The organism is Cellulomonas sp. P24, assembly GCF_024704385.1.
Classification (GTDB): Bacteria; Actinomycetota; Actinomycetes; order Actinomycetales; family Cellulomonadaceae; genus JAJDFX01.
Genome location: NZ_JAJDFX010000002.1, coordinates 1,417,909 through 1,439,728, shown reverse-complemented (window position 1 = coordinate 1,439,728; position 21,820 = coordinate 1,417,909). Strand labels below are relative to the sequence as shown.

Here is a 21,820-nt window from a genome sequence, read left to right as displayed (position 1 = left end):
CCCTCCGGAGGAGAACCCCTCATGTCACAAGTCCCCGTACAGGGCGGCAGGCGTAGGCCCAGACAGATCGTCTCGGCAGTCCTCGCCACCCTCGCCATGATCGTCGTCGGTCTCGCACCTGCGCAGGGTGCGGTGTCCGTCACGGCCCCTGTCGTCATCAACGAGGTCTACGGGGGTGGCGGCAACTCCGGCGCGCCGCTGACCCACGACTTCGTCGAGCTCTACAACCCGGGCTCCGCACCGGTGGACCTCTCCGGGTGGTCCGTCCAGTACGCCTCGTCCGCCGGCACGACCTGGAGCGGGGTCATCCCGCTGACCGGGTCGATCGCCGCAGGGGCCACCTACCTGGTGCAGGGCGCCTCGCAGCTCGGGACGGGCACGGTCTCGAACCTGCCGCCAGCCGACGCGAGCGGCACCGTCAACCTCTCAGCGACGAACGGCAACGTGGCCCTCGTCTCCGCTGCGAGCGCACTGACGTGCGTGACGTCGGCGTGCGCGACCGACCCCGCCGTCGTCGACCTCGTGGGCTACGGCACCGGTCAGGCGTTCGCCGGGACGGCCGCCGCCCCGGCCCCGAGCAACACCACCTCCGTCAACCGCACGGGCGGGGTGAACACCGCGGACAACGGCGCGGACTTCACGGTCGCCGCGCCGACGCCGGCCGCGTCCGGCACCACGCCGCCTCCGCCGCCGGCCGGAACGCTGACGATCGCCGAGGTGCAGGGCACCGGCGCGAGCAGCCCGTACGTCGGCCAGCAGGTCACCACCACCGGCATCGTCACCGCGGCCTACCCGACGGGTGGCTTCTCCGGGTTCGTGATCCAGACGCCCGGGACGGGCGGTCCGACGGACCCGGCGACCCGCACCGCGTCGGACGCGATCTTCGTGTACCAGCAGTCCGGGACGCTCCCGACGATCGGCCAGCACCTCACGGTGACCGGTTCCGTCTCGGAGTACAACGGGCTCACCGAGCTCACGATCTCCAGCGCCGCGGGCTACGCGGTGGACGCCGACCCGGCAGCGCCGGTCACCGCGTCTGTCACGGCGTGGCCCACGACGGCAGACGAGCGTGAGCGGCTCGAGTCCATGCTCGTCGCACCGGCGGGTGACTTCACGGTCACCAACACCTACTCGACCAACCAGTACGGCGAGGTCGGGCTGGCTGCCGGGACCACCCCGCTGCTGCAGCCCACGGACGTCGCCCTGCCGGGCTCGGCCGAGGCCGCCGCGGTCGTGGCGGACGACGCCGCCCGTGGTGTCGTGCTGGACGACGGCGCGACCACCAACTTCCTGTCCGCGGCGAACTCCGGCCTCACGCCGCCGTACGTCTCACTGACGAACCCCGTCCGGGTCGGCGCGCAGGTCGACTTCGTGACGCCGCTGATCGTCGACTACCGCAACAGCACCTGGAAGCTCAACCCGACCTCCCAGGTCACCGCCGCGACCCCGCTCGCGGAGCGGACGCAGTTCAGCAACACGCGGACCTCGGCACCGGACGCCACGGCGCTCGGGTCCGGAGCACTGCGGGTCGCCTCGTTCAACGTGCTCAACTACTTCACGACGCTCGGCGCCGACGTCGCCGGCTGCACGTCGTACAACGACCGTGACGGCAACCCGATCACGGTCAAGAGCTGCCCGGGAACCGGTCCGCGCGGGGCGTGGGACGCCGCGAACCTGCAGCGTCAGCAGGACAAGATCGTGGCGGCGATCAACGCGCTGGACGCGGACGTCGTCGGGCTCATGGAGATCGAGAACTCCGTGGTCCTCGGTGACGCGCCCGACACCGCCGTCAGCACCCTGGTCGACGCGCTCAACGCCGCCGACCCCGGTGCGCACTGGGCGTACGTGCCGTCGTCGACGGAGCTCCCCGACCCGGCCGAGATGGACGTCATCTCGAACGCGCTCATCTACCGGACCGGCGCGGTCAGCCCGCTGGGCGTCTCGCACGCCCTGGGGACGCTGAGCGGGACCGATCAGGCGTTCGACAACGCCCGCGAGCCCATCGGCCAGGCGTTCACGCCGGTCGCCGGGGGCGCGCCGTTCTTCGTCGCGGTGAACCACTTCAAGTCGAAGGGCTCGGCGGGACCGCTGCCGGGCGACGTCGACTCCGGTGACGGCCAGGGCGCGTCGAACGCGTCCCGGGTCGCCCAGGCCACCGCGCTGAAGGACTGGATCCCGACGGTCCTCGCGACCTACACGACCACACCGGTCGAGGCGGTCGCGCTGGTCGGCGACTTCAACTCCTACACCCAGGAGGACCCGCTGCAGGTGCTCTACGCAGCCGGGTACACCGATGTGAACACGGGCTTCGCGACGGGCAAGCAGTCGTACAGCTACAGCGGGCTCTCCGGCTCCCTCGACCACGTCCTGGTGAACGACGCGCTCCTCGCGCGGGCGACCGGGGCGGACATCTGGGGGATCAACGCCGAGGAGTCGATCGCCCTCGAGTACAGCCGGTACAACTACCACGGCACCCTGTTCTACGCGGCCGACCCGTACCGGTCCTCCGACCACGACCCGGTGCTGCTGGGCTTCAGCGCGACCGCACCGGCCTCGACGACGGACCTGACGTTCCTCAACATCAACGACTTCCACGGTCGGATCGACGGCAACACCGTCGCGTTCGCCGGGACGATCGAGCAGCAGCGCGCCGCCAAGGGTGAGGGCAACACCGTGCTGCTCTCGGCGGGCGACAACATCGGGGCGTCGCTGTTCGCGTCCTCGATCGCCCAGGACCAGCCGACGATCGACGTGCTGAACGCCTTGGACCTGAAGGCGTCGGCGGTCGGCAACCACGAGCTCGACCAGGGCTTCACGGACCTCACGGACCGTGTCGTCGCGGGTGGCACGAATGCCCGGTGGGACTACCTCGGGGCGAACGTGTACCTCAAGGGCACCCAGACGCCCGCCCTGCCCGAGTACGCGATCCTCGACGTCGCGGGCAAGAAGGTCGGCATCATCGGGGCCATCACGCAGGAGACGCCGTCACTGGTCAGCCCGGCGGGGATCGCGACGCTCGACTTCGGCGACCCGGTCGCCGCAGTCAACCGGGTCGCAGCCCAGCTGAGCGACGGCGACCCGTCGAACGGTGAGGCCGACGTGCTCGTCGCCGAGTACCACGAAGGTGCCGGCGCCGGCCTGGCCGAGGGCGCGACCCTCGAGCAGGAGGTCGCCGCGGGCGGTGCGTTCGCCGAGATCGTGAACCAGACCGCTGCGTCGGTCGACGCGATCTTCACCGGTCACACCCACAAGCTGTACGCGTGGGACGCACCGGTACCGGGCGAGCCCGGGACGACGCGGCCGATCGTGCAGACCGGCTCCTACGGGGCGTACATCGGCGAGGTCACCCTGACGATCGACGACGCGACCGACACCGTCACGGCCTACACCGCGACCAACGTGCCGCGCACGACGACGCCGGCGGCCGACCTGGTCGCGACGTACCCGCGGGTCGCCGCGGTCAAGGAGGTCGTCGACGCCGCCCTCGCGAACGCGAAGACCCAGGGCGACGTCGTGATCGGCTCGCTCACGGCGGACATCACGACCGCCTACATCGGCCCGGTGCGTGACGACCGGGCGTCCGAGTCCACCCTGGGCAACCTGGTGGCCGACGCGCTGCGCGACTCGCTCGCGAGCGCCGACCGCGGCGGGGCGCAGATCGGGGTGGTGAACCCCGGTGGGCTCCGGTCCGACCTGTTCGCGTCGCAGTCGTCCTACAGCCCGCCCGGGCCTGCGGCCGACGGCGAGATCACGTACGCGCAGGCCAACGCGGTGCTGCCGTTCGTCAACAACCTGTGGACCATGTCCATGACGGGCGAGCAGGTCCGCACGATGCTCGAGCAGCAGTGGCAGACCCTCCCGGACGGCACCGTGCCGTCGCGGCCGTACCTGCAGCTCGGGCTCTCCGACAACGTCTCGTACACGTACGACGCGACGTTGCCGGCCGGCAGCCGGATCACGTCGGTCTCGGTGGACGGCGTGCCGCTCGACCCGGCGGCGTCGTACCGGGTGGGGACGTTCTCGTTCCTCGCCACGGGCGGCGACAACTTCCGCGTCTTCACCGAGGCGACGGACGTGCGTGACTCCGGTCTGATCGACCGGGACGCGTGGATCGCCTACCTGTCCGCGAACCGTCCGGTCAGCCCGGACTTCGCACGGCACGCGGTGGCGGCGTCGGGCCTTCCCGGCACCGTGACGCAGGGCGATGCGGTGAGCTTCGGCGTCTCGAAGCTCGACCTCACGTCGCTCGGCAGCCCGGCCAACACGAGCCTGCGGGCGACGTGGGAGGGCAGCTCTGCCGCAGCGGTGGACGTGCCGGTGACGGACGGCGCGGCGCAGGTCGACGTCACGGTCCCGACAGATGTGGTCGGTGCGGCGACGCTGGTCCTGGTGGCGACCCCGTCGGGCACCACGGTTCGTGTCCCGGTGACGGTCGAGGCCGCGCGGATCGCGACCACGACGCGCGCGACCCTGGTGCCGCGCACGACGTTCGAGGGGATGCCGTCCGTCGTCCTGGTGCAGGTCTCCGCGCACCACGCGCGGCCGGCCGGCCAGGTGCAGATCAGCGTCGACGGCACCGTCGTGGCGACCCGGACGCTCAGCTGGGGAGTCACCGGGGTCCTGCTGCCGAGGAACCTCGCGACGGGCACGCACACGGTCACGGTCGAGTACCTGGGCAGCGCGACGTTCGCGCCGTCCTCGGACTCGGAGACCTTGACCGTCAAGGCGTGGCCCCGCCACGGGCATGGCGGCTGGTGGTCGATCTGGCACTGGTGATCGGCAGGTGACGGGTCGGTCGGCCGGGTGCCGGTGAGAGGGGTACCCGGCGACCGGTGACGTACCCACCGTTCGCGTACGGACGACGGCGGTGGCGATCGCGATGGCGATCGCCACCGCCGTCGCTGTCGGAGTTGGCTAGCGTGGGCGACGTCCGGCTCTTCAAGGGCGGCACCTGCACGGGCTGAGGTGACAGGGGAATGAAGAAGATCATCGCCGTGGCGCTCGCGTTCATCGCCGTTGGTTTCGTGCTTGACCTGCTGAGGATTCAGGGCATCGTCCCGCGCACGCTGTACTTCGCGACGATGCTCAGCACGATGAGCTGGGTGGCGTCCCGCGAGTACGGCTGGTGGGGCCGGCGTCCGCCCAGATAGGGGTAGCAGCGGCGTTCGTGAGGAGCGTGGGTGGCATGGGGTTGGATGGGCCCATGCTGACGATCGCCACCGCCAACGTGAACGGGATCAGGGCCGCGTACAAGAAGGGCATGGGCGCCTGGGTCGAGTCCCGCAGGCCCGATGTCCTGCTGCTCCAGGAGGTCCGGGCTCCGGACGAGATGGTCGGTGAGTTCCTCCCGCCCGGCGAGTGGGACCTCGCGCACGAAGCCTGCGAGATCAAGGGCCGGGCGGGGGTCGCGATCGCGTCGCGGCTGCCGATGTCGGCGATCCGCATCGGCCTGGCGACCGGTGTCCCGGTCGACACCGGTCGATGGGTCGAGGCCGATCTCGAGCTCCCGGCGGTCGACGGCGGTGCACCGCGCACGCTGACCGTCGTGTCGGCGTACATCCACTCGGGCCAGGCCGGCACACCGAAGATGGACGAGAAGTACGCGTTCCTCGACCACGTCACGGCGCGGCTCGGTGAGCTCGCGGAGGCCGGCGGGCTGACCGTCGTGGCCGGTGACCTGAACATCGCGCACCGGAACGTGGACATCAAGAACTGGAAGGGCAACCTGAAGTCCGCCGGGTTCCTGCCGGAGGAGCGCGCCTACCTCGACCGGTGGTTCGACGACCTCGGCTGGACCGACCTCGGCCGGCGGCTCGGCGGCGACGGTCCCGGTCCGTACACCTGGTGGTCGTGGCGCGGCCAGGCCTTCGACAACGACGCCGGCTGGCGGATCGACTACCAGCTCACGACCCCCGACCTCACCGACGCAGCGGTGTCGATCGAGGTCGACCGCGCCGCGGCGTGGGACGAGCGGTGGAGCGACCACGCGCCGCTCGTCGCGACCTACGACCTCTGAGGCGCGGGCGCCGCTCGGCCGCGGACGCACAGGCCGCGTCAGGAGCCGGACCGTGCATCCGCACCTGGTCCGACGCCCGGTCGGCGGCGGTCGCCGCCGGGTCGTCGAACCGTCGCTGGTGCGACGTGGTGGGTCGGTGTCGCGATCAGGCGGTGTCGCGGTCCGCGGGCGCGGAGGCATCCGCCACGAGGAACACCGGTGACGTGAAGCCGGCCGCACCGAAAGCGTCGGCGATCGCGGATGCGATGCGCTCGACGCCGTCGGCCTCGACCAGCGCGATGGCCGACCCGCCGAACCCGCCGCCGGTCATCCGAGCGCCCAGCGCCCCGTTCGCCCGTGCGACGGAGACGGCGAGGTCGAGCTCGGCGCAGCTCACCTCGTAGTCGTCCCGGAGCGAGGCGTGCGACGCGTCCATGAGCGGGCCGACCTCCGCGACCCGACCGGCGTCGAGCAGCGCGACGAAGTCCTCCACCCGTGCGATCTCGGTGGCGACGTGCCGGACGCGTCTGATGGTGGTCTCCGCGTCGGCGTCACCCGGCTCCGCCAGGAGGGCGAGTGCCGCCTCGAGCTCCGCTCCGGCGCCCACCTCCCGGAGCGTCGCGTGCCCGAGGCGGGCGGCCGCGGCCTCGCACGTCGCGCGTCGGTTCGCGTACTGGCCGTCGGCGAGCTGGTGCTCGGCGCGGGTGTCGATCACGAGGAGCGCGAGACCGTGGGCTGACAGGTCGAACGGCACGTGCCGGACCGTGCCGTCGCGCGTGTCGAGGAGCAGGGCGTGACCGGGCTGCGCCCGGAGCGACGAGGACTGGTCCATGCCGCCCGTGGGTGCGCCGGCGATCTCGTTCTCCGCCCGCACACATGCGGCCGCCAGCACCGCCCGGCCGGCGTCGGAGTCGCCGAGACCGAGGTCGCACACGTCGTCGAGCGCGACCGCGACCGCAGACTCCAGGGCGGCCGACGACGATAGCCCCGCGCCGTACGGCACGCACGACGCGACCGCCGCGTCGAAGCCTGCGACGCGGGTGCCGGGCGTCGGACGGGTGCCGGGTGCCGGATGCGTGTCGGATGTCGCGCGGACGTCCCCGGTCGCGTCCGCACCGGTCGCCGGTGCCGGGTCCGCGGACTCGTTCACGGCCCAGGCGACCCCGGCCGCATAGGCCGCCCAGCCGAGATGGGCGCCGGGGTGCACCTGGTCCGTCGTGCCGGTCCACATGGCGTGCTCGCGCTCGGAGACGAGCCGCAGGACGTCGTCGTCGCGGCGGCGCAGTGCGACGTAGGTGCGGTGCGGCAGGTCGATCGGCAGGCACAGGCCGCCGTTGTAGTCGGTGTGCTCACCGATGAGGTTGACGCGACCCGGTGCCGACCACACACCGTCGGGCTCGGCTCCGAAGCGGGACCGGAACAGCTCGGCGGCGCTGTGCGCACCCGCGGAGCGGTCCCACGCGGTGAGCCACTCGCCGGTCATCGGGCGAGCTCCTGAAGCCGCGCGGCGATCCGTTCCGGGGTGGTGTCGCTGATCCAGGCGCCCATCGCCGACTCCGATCCTGCGAGGTACTTGAGCTTGCCGGGGGCGCGGAGCACGGAGAACAGCTGGAGGTGCAGGCGCAGGTCGTCGCGGCCGTCACGCACAGGTGCCTGGTGCCACGCGGCGATGTAGGGGAGGGGCACCGGGGCGCCGTCGGGGTCGACGAAGAACCGGTCGAGCCGCTGCAGCAGCGTCAGGTAGGTGGTCGCGAGGTCGGCCCGCTCGTCGTCGGTCAGGGCGGGGAGGTCCGGGACGTCGCGGCGCGGCGCGAGGTGCACCTCGACGGGCCACCGTGCGGCCGCCGGCACGTACGCGACCCAGTGCGCGGACTCCAGGACGATCCGCACCCCGGCGCGAAGCTCGGCGTCGAGGACGTCCCGCAGCAGGTTGCGTCCGGTGCGCTCGCGGTGCGCCCGGGCCTGGCGCAGCATCGTGGCGGTGCGCGGCGTCAGGTACGGGTAGGCGTAGATCTGCCCGTGCGGGTGGTGCAACGTGACACCGATCTCCTTGCCCCGGTTCTCGAAGCAGAACACCTGCTCGACGCCGTCGAGGGCACCGAGCGCAGTGGTGCGGTCGGCCCAGGCCTCGATCACGGTGCGCATGCGGCCCGGCGTCACCGAGGCCAGGCTCGCCGTCGAGTCGCTCGAGAAGCAGATGACCTCGCAGCGACCGACGGCGGGGCGCACCGGGTAGAGCTCCTCGCCGTCCAGCGGGCTGACCTGGTCGGTCACCCCGGGCACGGTCAGCAGCGACGGGAAGCGGTTCTCGAAGACGACGACGTCGTAGTCCTCAGCCGGGATCTCGCCGTCGGAGTACGCCGCACCGGGCTTGGCCGGTGCGAGCGGGTTCGCGTCGGCGGGCGGCAGGAACGTCCGGTTCATCCGGTGCGCGGCCATCGGTACCCACTCGCCGGTGAGGACGTCGTAGCGCATCTCGGGCCCGCTGACGGGCCGTTCGATCCCGTCCGGGCCCGTGACCGGCGCGAACCGGTCCGGCAGCGGTCGCGGGTCGTCCAGCCGACGGGTCGCGGCCCCGGAGACGTACGGCTCGGAGTCGTCGAAGTACAGGAGCTCACGCCCGTCGGCCAAGGTGGTCGATGTGCGCCGAACCCGTGGGGCGGTGCTGGTCACGATGCTGCTCCTTCGGGGTGGGCGAGGACGATGCGGCCGACGTCGTTGCGCAGGACGCCGCGGGCGTCCTCGGGTAGTGCGTCGTCGGTGACGAGGACGTCGACGGTGTCGAGCGGGGCGATGCGGCTGAGACCGACGACGCCCCACTTGCCGTGGTCGGCGAGGACGACGACCTCCGCGGCGCTCGCGATGAGCGCGCGGTCGGTCTCCGACTCCAGGAGGTTCGGTGTGGTCAGGCCCGAGGCGTCGAGGCCGTGGACGCCGAGGAACAGGCGGTCGACGCGCAGAGAGCCGAGCGCCGCGACCGCGAGCGGGCCGACGAGGGCGTCGGACGGTGTGCGGGTACCGCCCGTCAGCACGACGTCGAGGCCGACGCCCGGCGCGCGGTGCAGCGTCTCCGCGACGGGCAGCGAGTTCGTCACGACGGTGAGCGGGCGCAGCGTCGGGGTCTCTGCGATCAGTGCAGCGAGCAGGTGGGTGGTGGTCCCGGCAGAGAGCGCGATCGCCTCGTGCGGCTCGACGAGGGCGAGGGCGGCGCGCGCGATCGCCTGTTTCTCCGTGGCGGCCCAGGCGCGCTTGGCCTCGAAGCCGGGCTCGTCGCTCGCCCGCGCGTTCTCGGTCGGGCTCACCGCGCCACCGTGCACACGCCGCAGCAGCCCGGCCTGGGCCAGCTCGCCGATGTCCCGGCGGACCGTCATGTCCGAGACGCCGAAGCGCTCGACCAGGTCCGCGACCCGGACCGCGCCGTGCGCGCGCACCATCGCGACGATCTGGTCCTGGCGCTGCTCCGCAAGCATGCGAACAGTATTGCCCATGAACCAACAAATTCGCACATGCTTGACGACGCGGGCGCGGTCGACCGCCTGCCGTTGCCGCCTCGCGCCCTCGGCCGACACCACCCGGCAGTGCTCGGCCGCGCCCGTCGTCGCCTGGCGCCGCGCTCTCCGGCGAGCGCCCATCCACTGGGCGCGACCTTGCGTTGACACATCCGTGACCTACTCTTCGACCTGTGGCAGCCGACATCTCTCCCCAGGACGTCCGCCGAGGTCTTGCGCGCCATGAGGTCCCTGACCCGCTGCGCAACGACGTCCGCCTGCTCGGCGGGCTGCTCGGCACCGTGCTCCGCGAGGCCGGCGGCGACGACCTCCTCGCCGACGTCGAGCGCCTGCGCGAGCTGACGATCCGCGCGCACGACGAGTCCGAGACCGATGCGCTCGAGCTCGCGGAGGACCTCGTCGAGAGCTTCTCCGAGCACCGCGCCGAGCAGGTCGCACGGGCCTTCACGTGCTACTTCCACCTGGCGAACCTCGCCGAGGAGTACCACCGCATCCGCATGCTCCGTGAGCGGGAGTCCGTCCTCGCACCGCACGAGCTCGCCCCGGACGACTCGCTCCCGTCGGCCGTCGTCGAGCTCGCCAAGGAGATCGGTCAGGACGCAGCCCTCGAGCGGCTGCGCAACCTCGAGTTCCGTCCGGTCGTCACCGCGCACCCGACCGAGGCGCGGCGCCGTTCGGTCGCCAACTCGATCCGGCGGATCTCCGACCTCGTCGCCGAGCGGGACGGGATGACCGCCGGCGGCATCTCGCTCGCCGAGAACGAGCGCCGGCTGCTGGCCGAGATCGACGTGCTGTGGCGGACCTCGCCGTTGCGCGCGTCGAAGCCGACCGTGCTGGACGAGATCCACAGCGTCATGGCCGTGTTCGACTCGACGTTCTTCGACGTGTTCCCGTCCGTCTACCGGCGCCTCGACGACTGGCTCCAGGGTGAGCACGCCGGTGCGCGGGAGCCGATCGTGCGGCCGTTCGTCCGCCTCGGCTCGTGGATCGGTGGCGACCGCGACGGCAACCCGAACGTCACCTCCGAGGTCACGCGTGCGGCCGCCGTCATCGCGTCCGAGCACATCCTCACCGCGCTGGAGTCGGCCGCGCGCCGCACGGCGCACGTCCTCACGCTCGACGGCGTCGGCACCCCGCCCTCGGCCGAGCTGCTCGCGCTCTGGCAGCGCCAGCGCGAGTTCTCCGAGGTCGTCACCGCGCGGGCGACCGAGGGCGCACCGGGCCAGCCGCACCGGCGGGCGCTGATCGTGATCGCCGAGCGGATCGCGGCGACCCGCCTCCGCGACGCCGACCTCGCCTACACCGGGGCCGACCAGCTCGAGGCGGACCTCGCGGTCGTCCAGCGGTCGCTGGTCGAGGCCGGTGCCGCGCGCGCGGCGTACGGCGACCTGCAGCGCCTCATCTGGCAGGTGCAGACCTTCGGCTTCCACCTCGCCGAGCTCGAGATCCGTCAGCACTCCCAGGTGCACGAGGCCGCGCTCGCCGACATCGCCGAGCACGGCATCGACGGCCCGCTGCAGCCGCGCACGCAGGAGGTCCTCGACACGTTCCGGGCGATCAGTGCGGTACAGCGGCGTCACGGCGTCGAGGCCGCGCGCCGCTACATCGTCTCGTTCACGCAGCGCCCGGAGCACCTGGCCGCGGTCTACGAGCTCGCGTCGCTCGTCTTCCCCGACCCGAGCCAGGCGCCGGTGATCGACGCCGTCCCGCTGTTCGAGACCTTCGCGGACCTCCAGGCGAGCGTCGACATCCTCGATGCGATGCTCGAGCTGCCGATCGTGCAGCAGCGGCTCGCTGCCAACGGCCGGCGGGTCGAGGTCATGCTCGGCTACTCGGACTCCTCGAAGGACGTCGGACCCGTCTCGGCGACCCTCGCCCTGGATGTCGCGCAGAGCCGGATCGCCGACTGGGCGCACCGCCACCACATCACGTTGACGTTGTTCCACGGCCGTGGTGGCGCGCTCGGCCGTGGGGGCGGCCCCGCCAACCGGGCGTTGCTCGCGCAGCCGCCCGGGTCGGTCGACGGCCGTTTCAAGCTCACCGAGCAGGGTGAGGTCATCTTCGCGCGCTACGGCGACCCGGTCATCGCCTCACGCCACATCGAGCAGGTGGCCGCTGCCACGCTCCTCGCCGGTGCACCGTCCGTCGAGCAGCGCAATGCCGCCTCGACCGCGCGTTTCGCCCCGCTCGCGGAGCTCCTCGACCGGACGTCGCGTGACCGGTTCTACTCGTTGGTGCGGGCCGAGGGCTTCCCGCAGTGGTTCGCCGAGGTCACTCCGCTCGAGGAGATCGGGCTGCTCCCGCTCGGGTCGCGCCCGGCCCGCCGTGGGCTCTCGGTCGAGTCCCTCGACGACCTGCGCGCGATCCCGTGGGTGTTCTCGTGGTCCCAGGCCCGGACGAACCTCGCCGGCTGGTTCGGGCTCGGCACCGCGCTCGACGCCGTCGGCGACCTCGACGAGCTGCGTGCCGCGTACGCGGGCTGGCCGTTGTTCACGACCGTCATCGACAACGTGGAGATGTCCCTCGCGAAGACCGACCGGCGCATCGCGAGCCGGTACCTGGCCCTCGGCGAGCGTCAGGACCTCGCGGACCTCGTGCTCGAGGAGATGGCGCTGACCCGGCGCTGGGTCCTGGCGATCACCGGCAGCGACGAGGTCCTGTCGCGGCGCCGGGTGCTCGGCCGGGCCGTCCAGCTGCGCAGCCCGTACGTCGACGCCCTGTCTCTGCTCCAGCTCCGCGCGCTCAAGCGGCTGCGGTCCGGGGTCGAGCCCGACGAGGTCGAGGGGCTGCGTCAGCTGCTGCTGCTCAGCGTCAACGGTGTGGCCGCCGGGCTGCAGAACACCGGCTGAGCGTCCCGTGCCGTCGTTCCGGGTCACGCTCGGCGTGGGTGTGCTCGCGCCGGGCGTGGCACCGCAGGACGTGCTGCCCGCGGCTGCGCAGGCCGCACGCGACGTCGTGACCGTCGAGGCCTACGACGTGGGCATCGTGCACGGTCAGGCGCGCGTCACCGTGCGCTTCACCGCAGCGGACGACGCCGAGGCGCTCGGTGTCGGTGCGCGGGTGCGCGCGACCGTCGCCCGGCTCGCCGAGGTCCGGGACCCGCGGGTCACCCGGCGCTGGGGCTCCCGCTGGGAGCCCGTACGGACCGGCGCCGGGCGGTCGACGACGTCCTGACGGGTCAGGGCGTCGTCGGGGTGAGCCCGAGCGGCCGACCCGCGAGACCGCGGGACCGGGTCGCGAGCGTCCGGGCGACCTCGCGCAGGGCGATGGCCGCGGGAGACTCGGGGGACGTCAGCACGACGGGGACGCCGTCGTCGCCCGCCTCACGCAGCCGGAGGTCGAGCGGGACCTGGCCGAGGAGCGGGACGGATGCACCCGTGAGGCTCGCGAGGTTCTCCGCGACCCGTGCGCCGCCACCGGTGCCGAACACCTCGAGGCGCGTGCCGTCGGGCTGCTCGAGCCACGACATGTTCTCCACCACGCCGACGATGTTCTGCCGCGTCTGGGTCGCGATCGAACCGGCGCGCTCGGCGACCTCGGCCGCGGCGAGCTGCGGGGTGGTCACCACCACGAGCTCGGAGCTCGGCAGGAGCTGGGCGACCGAGATCGCGATGTCACCGGTTCCGGGCGGGAGGTCGAGCAGGAGGACGTCGAGGTCGCCCCAGAACACGTCGGCGAGGAACTGCTGGAGCGCGCGGTGCAGCATCGGGCCGCGCCACACGACCGGCTGGCCCGCGGTGACGAACATCCCGATCGAGATGACCTTGACGTTGTGCGCGACCGGGGGGAGCAGCATGTCGTCGACCCGGGTCGGCGGCTGGCTCACGCCGAGCATGCGGGGGATCGAGAAGCCGTAGATGTCCGCGTCGACCACGCCGACCCGCAGCCCGTCCGCCGCCATCGCGACCGCGAGGTTCGCGGTGACCGACGACTTGCCGACCCCGCCCTTCCCGGAGGCGATCGCGTAGACGCGTGTGAGCGATCCCGGCTTCGAGAACGGGATCTCGGGCTCCGCGACACCGCCGCGCAGCTGCGACCGGAGCTCGGCGCGCTGCTCGGCGCTCATGACCCCCAGGTCGACCCGGACCGACGCGACACCCTCGACGGACATCCCGACCGACCGGATGTCCTTGGTCAAGGTGTCCTTCATCGGGCACCCGGCCACGGTGAGGTCGACGCCGACGACCACGTTCGCGCCCGCCGGTCCGTCCTGCACGGTGACCGATCGCAGCATCCCGAGCTCGGTGATCGGACGCCGGATCTCCGGGTCGATCACGGTGGCCATGGCGGCACGAACGGCGTCTTCGAGGGTGGAGGTCTCCGGCATGGGGTCCATCGTAGGTCGCCGAGCGGCTCGCCCCGACGCGTCAGCGTCCGGACGGGTCACGCGTCGCGGCCTCCGCGGCGGTGTCGCGCTCGTCACCGATGTCCTCGAGCAGGTTGCGCAGCTCGGACCGCACGAAGTCGCGCGTCGCGACCTCGCTCAGGGCGATGCGGAGCGCCGCCATCTCGCGGGCCAGGTACTCGGTGTCCGCCAGCGCGCGGTCGGCACGGAGCCGGTCCTGCTCGATCGCGACCCGGTCGCGGTCGTCCTGACGGTTCTGCGCGAGCAGGATCAGCGGCGCCGCGTAGGACGCCTGGACCGAGAAGAACAGGTTGAGCAGGATGAACGGGTAGGCGTCCCAGTGCGCGCTCTTGGCGCCGACGACGTTGAGCGTGACCCACAGCACCACGAAGCCGGACATGTAGAGCAGGAACCTGCCGGTCCCCATGAAGCGGGCGAACCGCTCGGCGATCCGACCGACGGTGTCCGGGTTCCGCTGGACCCGGGGCAGGAACGACCGGCGGATCTCCTTGGGCGTGTCCAGGCGCTCAGCCATGGCGGGTCACCTCCGTCGGGGTCGACGTGCCGGAACCGTCGGCGGTCGGAAGCGCCTCGTCGGCCTCCTCGCCCTCGCGCCAGTCCTCGGGCAGCAGGTGGTCGAGGACGTCGTCCACGCTCACGACGCCGAGCAGCCGCTTCTCCTTGTCGAGCACCGGGAGCGCGAGCAGGTTGTAGGTCGCGAGCAGTCGCGTCACCTTGAGCAGAGGGGCGTGCGGGGCGACGGCCTCGATGTCCGAGTCGAGGATCGCACCGAGCGGCTCGTGCGGTGCCTCGCGGAGCATCCGCTGCAGGTGCACGACGCCGAGGAACCTTCCTGTCGGCGTCTCGAGCGGCGGCCGCACGACGAACACCATCGACGCGAGGGCAGGGGTGAGGTCCTGGCGGCGGACGTGAGCGAGCGCCGCGGCGATCGGGGTCTCGGGGCCGAGCACGACCGGTTCCGTGGTCATGAGACCACCGGCGGTGCGGTCCTCGTACGCGAGCAGACGCCGGACGTCGCGCGCCTCCTAGGGCTCCATCAGCTCGAGGAGCTCGGCGGCCTCGTCCTGCGGGAGGTCACCGAGGAGGTCGGCGGCGTCATCGGGCTGCATGGCCTCGAGGACGTCGGCCGCGCGGTCGCGGTCGAGCCCCGACAGGATCGCGACCTGGTCGTCCTCCGGCAGCTCCTCGAGGACGTCGGCCAGGCGCTCGTTGTCGAGCGCGTTCGCGACCTCGAGCTGGCGGGTCGCGCCGAGGTCGTGCAGCACGTCGGCCAGGTCGGCCGGCTTCAGGTCCTCGTAGGCGGCCAGCAGCAGCGCGGCGCCCTGCCCCTCCGTCCCGCCGGCGAGGCTCGCGACGGCGTTCCAGTCGACGACGAGGGTCTCGCCCCGGCGGCGCAGCAGCCCGCCCTTGCCGGACGGCACGTGGCGGCGCACGAAGATCTGGGTGAGCAGCCAGTCACCGTTGCGCTGCTTCTCGATCGCGAGGTCCTCGACCGAGGCGCTTCCCGTCCCGTCGACGAACTCGACCGTCCGGTCGAAGAGCTCGCCGACGGCCAGGGTCTCGGCCGCGCGCTGCTCGAACCGGCGCATGTTCACCAGCCCGGTGGAGATCACCTGACCGACGTCGATGCTGGTCACCCGGGTCAACGGGAGGAACACGCGACGGCGTCCCGGCACCTCGACGACCAGGCCGACCGCACGCGGTGCGAGCTTCGGTCGGAGCAGCACGACGACGTCGCGGACCCGCCCGACCAGGTCGCCGACGGGGTCGAAGACGGAGGTACCGGCGAGACGCGCGACGAACACCCGAGTTCCCGTGCTGCTCACGGCGGTCAGCCTAGCGCCGCAGAGTGACGGGCGACCGGCGCCACGGCAGCCGGGATGCCACCAGGATGTGGCGCGGGCATGGCGACCGTCCGGGGCCTGCGGGATGATGGCGGCATGTCTTTCACCCGTCCGACGCGTGTCCCGTCCACCCCCACCCTGCCGCAGGGCGAGCTCGTGGCGTCCTACGGCACGTATCTCGAGGCGCAGCGCGCCGTCGACCACCTCTCCGACTCGCAGTTCCCGGTGCAGCTCGTGACGATCGTCGGGACGGACCTGCGGATGGTCGAGCGGGTGACCGGTCGGCTCTCCTACCCGCGGGTCGCCATGGCGGGCGCTGCCTCGGGTGCCTGGTTCGGCACGTTCGTGGGCCTGCTCCTGCTGTGGTTCACGTCCTCGAGCGGGGGATCGAGCTCGACCCTGATGGCGGCCATCTTCATCGGTGCCGCGTTCGGGATGCTGTTCTCGGTGATCAGCTTCTCGTTCACGGGCGGCAAGCGGGACTTCACGTCCGCCAGCCAGATCGTCGCGAGCAGCTACGCGGTGCTCTGCGCCGCGTCCGAGGCGAACAAGGCCCGCAACCTCCTGCAGAAGATCGGCGGTGTGCGCAGCGGCTGGATGGCCCAGACTCCGGTGGGCCAGGCCGGCGCGCCCGTCGGGCAGCCCGTGGTCCCACCGTCCGGTGCCGAGCAGCCGGTCGGCACCCAGCCGCCTTCGACGCCGTCACCCTCGACGCAGCCGCCCGTGACGCCGCCACCTGTGACCCAGCCGCCGGCTGACTCGTCACACACGGGTGACGGCGCTGCGTCGTCCTGACCCGCGCCTCGCCTTCGCCCGCGCCTCGTCCTGACCCGCGCGCAGTCCTGAACCACGGCCCAGTCCCGACCTGACGCGCCGACGTGGTCCGCGCGGGCACCGGAGTCGTGCCCGCGCGGCGTCGGTCACTCCGCCGGCGAAGCCGCCAGACGCGCCATCCACGCCTCGACGTCGTCCGGTCGACGCGGCAGCGCCGCCGAGAGGTTCTCGTTCCCGTCCGCGGTCACGAGCACGTCGTCCTCGATCCGCACACCGATCCCGCGGTACTCCGGCGGGACCCGCAGGTCGTCGGACTTGAAGTACAGCCCGGGCTCGATCGTGAACACCATGCCGGGCTCGATCGTGGCGTCCAGGTACATCTCACGGCGGGCCTGCGCGCAGTCGTGCACGTCCAGCCCCAGGTGGTGGCTCGTGCCGTGCACCATCCAGCGGCGGTGCTGCTGGCCGTCTGGGGAGAGCGACTCCTCGGCGGTCACCGGGAGCAGGCCCCACTCGGCGAGGCGGGCGGCGATGACCTCCATCGCCGCAGCGTGCACGTCCCGGAACTTGGCGCCCGGGACCGCGACCGCGAAGGCGGCGTCGGCGGCGTCGAGCACGGCCTGGTAGATGCGGCGCTGGACCTCGGTGAAGGTCCCGTCGACCGGGATCGTGCGGGTGACGTCCGCGGTGTACAGCGAGTCGACCTCGACACCGGCGTCGATCAGCACGAGCTCACCGGGTCGCACGACGCCGTCGTTGTCGGTCCAGTGCAGGGTGGTCGCGTGCTCGCCCGCGGCGGCGATCGTGTCGTACCCGACGGCGTTGCCCTCCTCGCGGGCGTGGGCGTCGAACGTCCCCTCGATCACGCGCTCGCCGCGGCGGTGCGCGACCGCGCGCGGGAGGTTGCGCAGCACCTTGTCGAAGCCCTCGGCGGTCGCGGCCACGGCCGCCCGCAGCTGCTCGACCTCGTAGGCGTCCTTCAGCAGTCGCAGCTCGGAGAGCGCCTCGGCGAGCTTCTCGTCGCGCTCACCGACCTGGTGCCCAGCGCGGATCTCCTCGACCAGCGCCTCGACGGCCTCGTCGGCTCCGGGCACGACGAGCACCTGGACCCCGTCGGGACCGGCGTCCTTCGAGATCGCGTCGCGCAGGTCGTCCAGGTGGGCCGTCGTGATGCCGGTCTCGACGCCGACGTCCTCGAGCGTCGGACGCGCCCCGACCCAGAACTCGCCGTAGCGCGAGTCGGCGAAGAACTCCTCGGTGTCGCGTCCCGCGAGCGGACGCAGGTACAGGACCGCGTCGTGCCCGGTGTCCGCGCCGTCGTCGCCGTCCTGCTCGGGGCGCGGGTGGAGCACGAGGACCGCGTCGGGCTCGTGCTCGGCGCCGAGCCCGGTCAGGTGGGCGAACGCCGAGTGCGGGCGGAACCGGTAGTCGGTGTCGTTGGAACGAACCCGGAACGTGCCGGCCGGGACGACGAGCCGCTCGCCCGGGAACATCGCGGACAGCCGCGCGCGGCGGGCGGCCGTGAAGTCCGCCGCGGGTCCCGGACGTGCGGTGGATGTCGGCCGGTCACCCCACCCGGAGGTCACGAACTCGAGGAACGCCGCGGACGTCGGTCGCTGGGACCGGTTGCTGCCGCGGCTGTCGAGGGGCTGGTGGGTACCGTCGGGCTGCTGGGAGGTCTGGTCCGCACTCATGGCACCCATCGTCCCACCCCGCCGCGGAGGGTCCGACACCGGGTCTGTGGCCCCCTAGGCTGGCGGGGTGCGCATCGACCTGCATACCCACTCCACCGCGTCCGACGGGACCGACTCCCCGTCGCAGGTGATCGCCCAGGCGGTGACCGCCGGTCTCGACGTCGTCGCGCTCACCGACCACGACACCACGGACGGCTGGGCCGAGGCCACCGCAGCGGCCCGGGAGCAGGGCATCGCGCTCGTCCTCGGGAGCGAGGTGACGGCGACGGCGGCCGGCGTCAGCGTGCACGTCCTCAGCTACCTCCAGGACCCGACGTCCGCGCCGCTCGCCGACGCGATGCGGGCGACGAAGACCGCGCGGGTCACCCGGGCACGGACCATGGTCGACCGGCTCTCCGAGGACTACGACCTGACCTGGGAGGACGTCGTCGCGCAGACCGCGATCGGCGCGACGGTCGGGCGGCCCCACATCGCCGACGCCCTCGTCGCGAAGGGCATCGTCACGGACAGGAGCGCTGCGTTCACCGCGATGCTGCTCCCCAGCTCGCGCTACTACGTGCGCCACCACGCGCCGACGGCCCTCGAGGTGATCGAGCTCGTGCTGACCGCCGGCGGGGTCCCGGTCCTCGCGCACCCGGGTGCCGAGCAGCGCGGACGGGTGATCGACGACGCGGCGATCGAGGAGCTGACGGTGGCCGGGCTCGTGGGCCTGGAGGTGCACCACCGGGACAACCCGCCGGCGCAGGTCGAGCGGCTCACCGCGCTCGCGGCCCGGCTCGGTCTGCTCGTCACGGGTGCGAGCGACTACCACGGGGCCGGCAAGCCGAACGTCCTCGGGGAGAACCTCACCGACCCCACGACGCTGGCCCGCATCGAGGGCCGTGCCGCGGCCGCGGTGGTGCGCGCATGAGTGCGGTCATCGACCTCCGGCTGTTCACCGAGGTCTTCATCACGTTGTTCGTCATCATGGACCCGCCCGGGACCGTGCCGATCTTCCTGAGCCTGACCGGGGCGATGACGTCGCGGCAACGGAAGCACGCCGCACGGCAGGCGATCGTCGTGGCGTTCGGGGTGATCGTCTCGTTCGCGGTGTTCGGTCAGCAGCTCCTGACCTACATGCACATCTCGCTCCCGGCGCTCCAGGCCTCGGGCGGGCTGCTCCTGCTGTTCGTCGCGATGGAGCTCCTGACCGGCAAGATGGAGGAGCCCACACCGTCCGGGAACGCCGGGGTGAACGTCGCGATGGTGCCGCTGGGCACGCCGCTGCTCGCCGGCCCCGGGGCGATCGTCGCGACGATGGTGTTCGTCCAGCGCAGCACCGGGTCCGTGCAGGACGTCGTCGCAATCGCGCTCGGCGTCGTGGCGGTGCACATCTGCCTCTTCCTCGCGATGCGGTTCGCCAACGTCGTGCACCGCATCCTCAAGGACAGCGGGACGACGCTCGTGAGCCGCATCGCCGGTCTGCTGCTCGCGGCGATCGCCGTGCAGCTCGTCGCGGACGCGGTCAAGGCCTTCATCGCCGCGGGGTAGCCCGGGCAGGGGCCGGACCGCACGCCGGACCGCATGCTGGACCGCACTCCGCGCCGCACGGGACGGCCGCCGGACGGCCGCGGCAGCCACGGGAACGGCAGAGGAACGCCGCCGGGCAGCCCTGCCCGGCGGCGTTCCATGAGGTCGAGCGGTCAGGCCTGGGCGTCGCCGCCGGCCTGCTCGGAGGGGCGGCCACCGCGTGTACGGCGGCGGTTGCGGTTGCGCTTCGGACGACCGGTGCCCTCCTCGCCCGCACGAGCAGCAGGCTGGGTGGAGGAGTCGGTCGTCGGCTTCGCTGCGGCGTCGTTGTGCCCGCGGCCGCCCTCACGGTTCTCGCGCGGGCCCGAGCCCCGACCGCCACGCGGGCCGGAGTCGCGACCGCCACGCGGGCCGGAGTCGCGCCCGCCGGAGCGCGGCGCCGCCGAGGTGTGACGCTTGCCCGTCTCCCCGAGGTCCTCGAGCACCTCGGCGTCGAGACCGGCACGCACCTGCGCCGACTTGGGCAGCCGACCCTTGGTGCCGGCCGGGATGTCGAGCTCGGTGTACAGGTGGGGTGAGCTCGAGTAGGTCTCGACCGGCTCCGGGATGCCGAGGCCGAGAGCCTTGTCGATCAGGCCCCAGCGCGGGACGTCGTCCCAGTCGACGAACGTGACGGCCGTCCCGGTCTTCCCCGCCCGGCCCGTGCGACCGGTGCGGTGCAGGTAGGTCTTCTCGTCCTCGGGGCACTGATAGTTCACGACGTGCGTGACGTCGTCGACGTCGATGCCCCGCGCGGCGACGTCCGTCGCGACGAGCACGTCGACCTTGCCGTGACGGAACGCCCGCAGCGCCTGCTCGCGTGCCCCCTGGCCGAGGTCGCCGTGGATCGCACCGGCGGCGAAGCCGCGCTCGACGAGCTCGTCGGAGACCTTCGCCGCGGTGCGCTTGGTGCGCGCGAACACGATCGTCAGACCGCGGCCCTGGGCCTGCAGGATCCGGGCGAGGACCTCGACCTTGTCGAGGGCGTGCGCGCGGTAGACGACCTGCTTGATGGTCTTGAGCGTGACGCCCGGGTCGTCCGGCTCGCTCGCGCGGATGTGGGTGGGCTGCGTCATGTAGCGGCGGGCCATGGCGACGACCGCACCCGGCATGGTCGCCGAGAAGAGCATCGTGTGCCGGGTGGCGGGCGTGCGGGACAGCAGCTTCTCGACGTCCGGGAGGAACCCGAGGTCGAGCATCTCGTCGGCCTCGTCGAGCACGACGGTGCGCACGTGCGACAGGTCCAGGTAGCCCTGGTTCATCAGGTCGATCATGCGGCCGGGCGTCCCGACCACGACCTCGACGCCGGCGGACAGCGATGCGACCTGGGGCTCGTAGGCGCGGCCTCCGTAGAGCTGGACGACGCGGACCGACCGGCGCGCGGACGCCGTGCTGAGGTCGCCGGCGACCTGCACCGCGAGCTCACGGGTCGGGACGACCACGAGGGCCTGGGGCTTCCCGGGGGCCGGGAGTGCGTCGTAGCCCTCCTCGCCCGGCGCCACGGCACGGTTCAGCAGCGGGATGCCGAACCCCAGGGTCTTGCCGGTGCCCGTCTTCGCCTGGCCGATGATGTCGCCGCCGGCGAGAGCCACCGGGAGCGTCATCGCCTGGATCGCGAAGGGGGACACGATGCCGACGTCGGCGAGCGCGTCGACGATCTCGCGGCGGATGTCGAAGTCGGCGAACGACTTGTCGGCGACGTGGATGGAGCTGTGCGGCTGGCTCGCCGCGTCGGTGGACGTGCTCAGGTCGCCAGGAGCGGGTGTCTCGGTCTCGGTGTCATAGGTCATGCGGATGCCTCACAGCATTCGGCTGGCGGAGCGCCGCGCGTGACGTGCTCGCGTGACTCGGCGCGCGGGCCGTGAGGTCCGTCGCCGCCAGAGGTTGGCCGGCAGCCGATCGTGGAAGTACGCCGCCCGCGTGACGTGCGCGTCCGGACCGACCGGGTTGCCAGGACCGGCAGGGTGGTCAACAGACGTGGACGTGACGGAGCGAGAAGGTCGAGACGACCGGGCAACCGATGTACGACGGCCATGCTATCGGATGGCGCCGCGGGCAGGTCCCGATGGGCAGCCCGCGCGTCGGGTGGT

Annotated in this window: 15 protein-coding genes and 1 pseudogene; 8 read left to right on the top strand and 8 right to left on the bottom strand. The window is 72.4% G+C overall.

The features are described 5' to 3' along the window. Nucleotides 1-96 precede the first annotated feature (96 nt). The 3 genes from LJB74_RS06705 to LJB74_RS06695 all read left to right on the top strand — a co-directional run bounded on the left by LJB74_RS06705 (nucleotide 97) and on the right by LJB74_RS06695 (nucleotide 6,016). On the top strand, nucleotides 97-4,776 hold the full coding sequence (locus LJB74_RS06705) for an ExeM/NucH family extracellular endonuclease (RefSeq protein WP_259307803.1): 4,680 nt from the start codon (nucleotides 97-99) through the stop codon (nucleotides 4,774-4,776). 200 nt (nucleotides 4,777-4,976) lie between these two features. After that, nucleotides 4,977-5,150, top strand: a complete 174-nt coding sequence (locus LJB74_RS06700; RefSeq protein ID WP_259307802.1) for a hypothetical protein — start codon at nucleotides 4,977-4,979, stop codon at nucleotides 5,148-5,150. A gap of 53 nt (nucleotides 5,151-5,203) precedes the next feature. Next, nucleotides 5,204-6,016 (top strand): exodeoxyribonuclease III, encoded by an 813-nt coding sequence (locus LJB74_RS06695; protein ID WP_259307801.1) that lies wholly within the window; start codon nucleotides 5,204-5,206, stop codon nucleotides 6,014-6,016. Between the two features lie 145 nt (nucleotides 6,017-6,161). Here the strand turns inward: LJB74_RS06695 and galK are convergent, their stop codons facing one another. From galK to LJB74_RS06680, 3 genes are read right to left on the bottom strand one after another with little or no spacing between them, the layout of a single operon-like run. Then, a complete protein-coding gene (galK, locus tag LJB74_RS06690; RefSeq protein WP_259307800.1) occupies nucleotides 6,162-7,478 on the bottom strand; it encodes a galactokinase in 1,317 nt (438 codons plus the stop codon). Beyond that, nucleotides 7,475-8,671 carry a galactose-1-phosphate uridylyltransferase gene (gene galT / locus LJB74_RS06685; protein WP_396125218.1) on the bottom strand — a complete coding sequence of 399 codons (1,197 nt, stop codon included), beginning with the start codon at nucleotides 8,669-8,671 and terminating at the stop codon, nucleotides 7,475-7,477. Before galT ends, galK begins: the two co-directional genes overlap by 4 nt. After that, nucleotides 8,665-9,627, bottom strand: a complete 963-nt coding sequence (locus tag LJB74_RS06680; protein WP_310650825.1) for a DeoR/GlpR family DNA-binding transcription regulator — start codon at nucleotides 9,625-9,627, stop codon at nucleotides 8,665-8,667. Before LJB74_RS06680 ends, galT begins: the two co-directional genes overlap by 7 nt. A gap of 50 nt (nucleotides 9,628-9,677) precedes the next feature. Between LJB74_RS06680 and LJB74_RS06675 the strand changes: the two genes are divergently transcribed. Continuing rightward, nucleotides 9,678-12,353, top strand: coding sequence for a phosphoenolpyruvate carboxylase (locus tag LJB74_RS06675; protein ID WP_259307798.1), 2,676 nt, complete (start codon nucleotides 9,678-9,680; stop codon nucleotides 12,351-12,353). Nucleotides 12,354-12,360: 7 nt separating this feature from the next. Then, on the top strand, nucleotides 12,361-12,678 hold the full coding sequence (locus tag LJB74_RS06670; protein WP_259307797.1) for a hypothetical protein: 318 nt from the start codon (nucleotides 12,361-12,363) through the stop codon (nucleotides 12,676-12,678). A 4-nt stretch (nucleotides 12,679-12,682) separates the two neighbouring features. Here the strand turns inward: LJB74_RS06670 and LJB74_RS06665 are convergent, their stop codons facing one another. The 3 genes and pseudogenes from LJB74_RS06665 to LJB74_RS06655 all read right to left on the bottom strand — a co-directional run bounded on the left by LJB74_RS06665 (nucleotide 12,683) and on the right by LJB74_RS06655 (nucleotide 15,696). Further along, nucleotides 12,683-13,831, bottom strand: coding sequence for an Mrp/NBP35 family ATP-binding protein (locus tag LJB74_RS06665; protein WP_259307796.1), 1,149 nt, complete (start codon nucleotides 13,829-13,831; stop codon nucleotides 12,683-12,685). A gap of 40 nt (nucleotides 13,832-13,871) precedes the next feature. Then, entirely contained in the window at nucleotides 13,872-14,384 is a 513-nt protein-coding gene (locus LJB74_RS06660; protein ID WP_259307795.1) for a DUF1003 domain-containing protein, read from the bottom strand. Then, nucleotides 14,377-15,696: pseudogene (locus tag LJB74_RS06655) on the bottom strand (magnesium transporter MgtE N-terminal domain-containing protein). Before LJB74_RS06655 ends, LJB74_RS06660 begins: the two are co-directional and overlap by 8 nt. Before the next feature lie 114 nt (nucleotides 15,697-15,810). Between LJB74_RS06655 and LJB74_RS06650 the strand changes: the two are divergent. Further along, nucleotides 15,811-16,509, top strand: coding sequence for a general stress protein (locus LJB74_RS06650; protein WP_259307794.1), 699 nt, complete (start codon nucleotides 15,811-15,813; stop codon nucleotides 16,507-16,509). 125 nt (nucleotides 16,510-16,634) lie between these two features. On the opposite strand, the gene LJB74_RS06645 is transcribed toward LJB74_RS06650, so the two are convergent. After that, nucleotides 16,635-18,182 carry an aminopeptidase P family protein gene (locus tag LJB74_RS06645; RefSeq protein WP_259307793.1) on the bottom strand — a complete coding sequence of 516 codons (1,548 nt, stop codon included), beginning with the start codon at nucleotides 18,180-18,182 and terminating at the stop codon, nucleotides 16,635-16,637. Nucleotides 18,183-18,249: 67 nt separating this feature from the next. On the opposite strand from LJB74_RS06645, the gene LJB74_RS06640 reads away from it, so the two are divergent. Further along, nucleotides 18,250-19,092, top strand: coding sequence for a PHP domain-containing protein (locus LJB74_RS06640; protein WP_259307792.1), 843 nt, complete (start codon nucleotides 18,250-18,252; stop codon nucleotides 19,090-19,092). After that, the gene (locus LJB74_RS06635) at nucleotides 19,089-19,712 is read left to right on the top strand and encodes a MarC family protein (protein WP_259307791.1); all 624 of its coding nucleotides are present in this window, start codon (nucleotides 19,089-19,091) and stop codon (nucleotides 19,710-19,712) included. The genes LJB74_RS06640 and LJB74_RS06635 overlap by 4 nt, the downstream gene beginning before the upstream one ends. A 152-nt stretch (nucleotides 19,713-19,864) precedes the next feature. On the opposite strand, the gene LJB74_RS06630 is transcribed toward LJB74_RS06635, so the two are convergent. Beyond that, nucleotides 19,865-21,520: a DEAD/DEAH box helicase gene (locus LJB74_RS06630; protein WP_259307790.1), complete on the bottom strand. Its 1,656-nt coding sequence runs from the start codon at nucleotides 21,518-21,520 to the stop codon at nucleotides 19,865-19,867. Nucleotides 21,521-21,820 lie beyond the last annotated feature (300 nt).

Excerpts from the sequence above, each read along its gene's own strand:
- LJB74_RS06705 (WP_259307803.1), top strand. The coding sequence starts at position 97 with ATGATCGTCGTCGGTCTCGCACCTGCGCAGGGTGCGGTGTCCGTCACG.
- LJB74_RS06700 (WP_259307802.1), top strand. The coding sequence starts at position 4,977 with ATGAAGAAGATCATCGCCGTGGCGCTCGCGTTCATCGCCGTTGGTTTC.
- LJB74_RS06695 (WP_259307801.1), top strand. The coding sequence starts at position 5,204 with ATGCTGACGATCGCCACCGCCAACGTGAACGGGATCAGGGCCGCGTAC.
- galK (WP_259307800.1), bottom strand. The coding sequence starts at position 7,478 with ATGACCGGCGAGTGGCTCACCGCGTGGGACCGCTCCGCGGGTGCGCAC.
- LJB74_RS06680 (WP_310650825.1), bottom strand. The coding sequence starts at position 9,627 with ATGGGCGCTCGCCGGAGAGCGCGGCGCCAGGCGACGACGGGCGCGGCC.
- LJB74_RS06665 (WP_259307796.1), bottom strand. The coding sequence starts at position 13,831 with ATGCCGGAGACCTCCACCCTCGAAGACGCCGTTCGTGCCGCCATGGCC.
- LJB74_RS06660 (WP_259307795.1), bottom strand. The coding sequence starts at position 14,384 with ATGGCTGAGCGCCTGGACACGCCCAAGGAGATCCGCCGGTCGTTCCTG.
- LJB74_RS06650 (WP_259307794.1), top strand. The coding sequence starts at position 15,811 with ATGTCTTTCACCCGTCCGACGCGTGTCCCGTCCACCCCCACCCTGCCG.
- LJB74_RS06645 (WP_259307793.1), bottom strand. The coding sequence starts at position 18,182 with ATGAGTGCGGACCAGACCTCCCAGCAGCCCGACGGTACCCACCAGCCC.
- LJB74_RS06635 (WP_259307791.1), top strand. The coding sequence starts at position 19,089 with ATGAGTGCGGTCATCGACCTCCGGCTGTTCACCGAGGTCTTCATCACG.
- LJB74_RS06630 (WP_259307790.1), bottom strand. The coding sequence starts at position 21,520 with ATGACCTATGACACCGAGACCGAGACACCCGCTCCTGGCGACCTGAGC.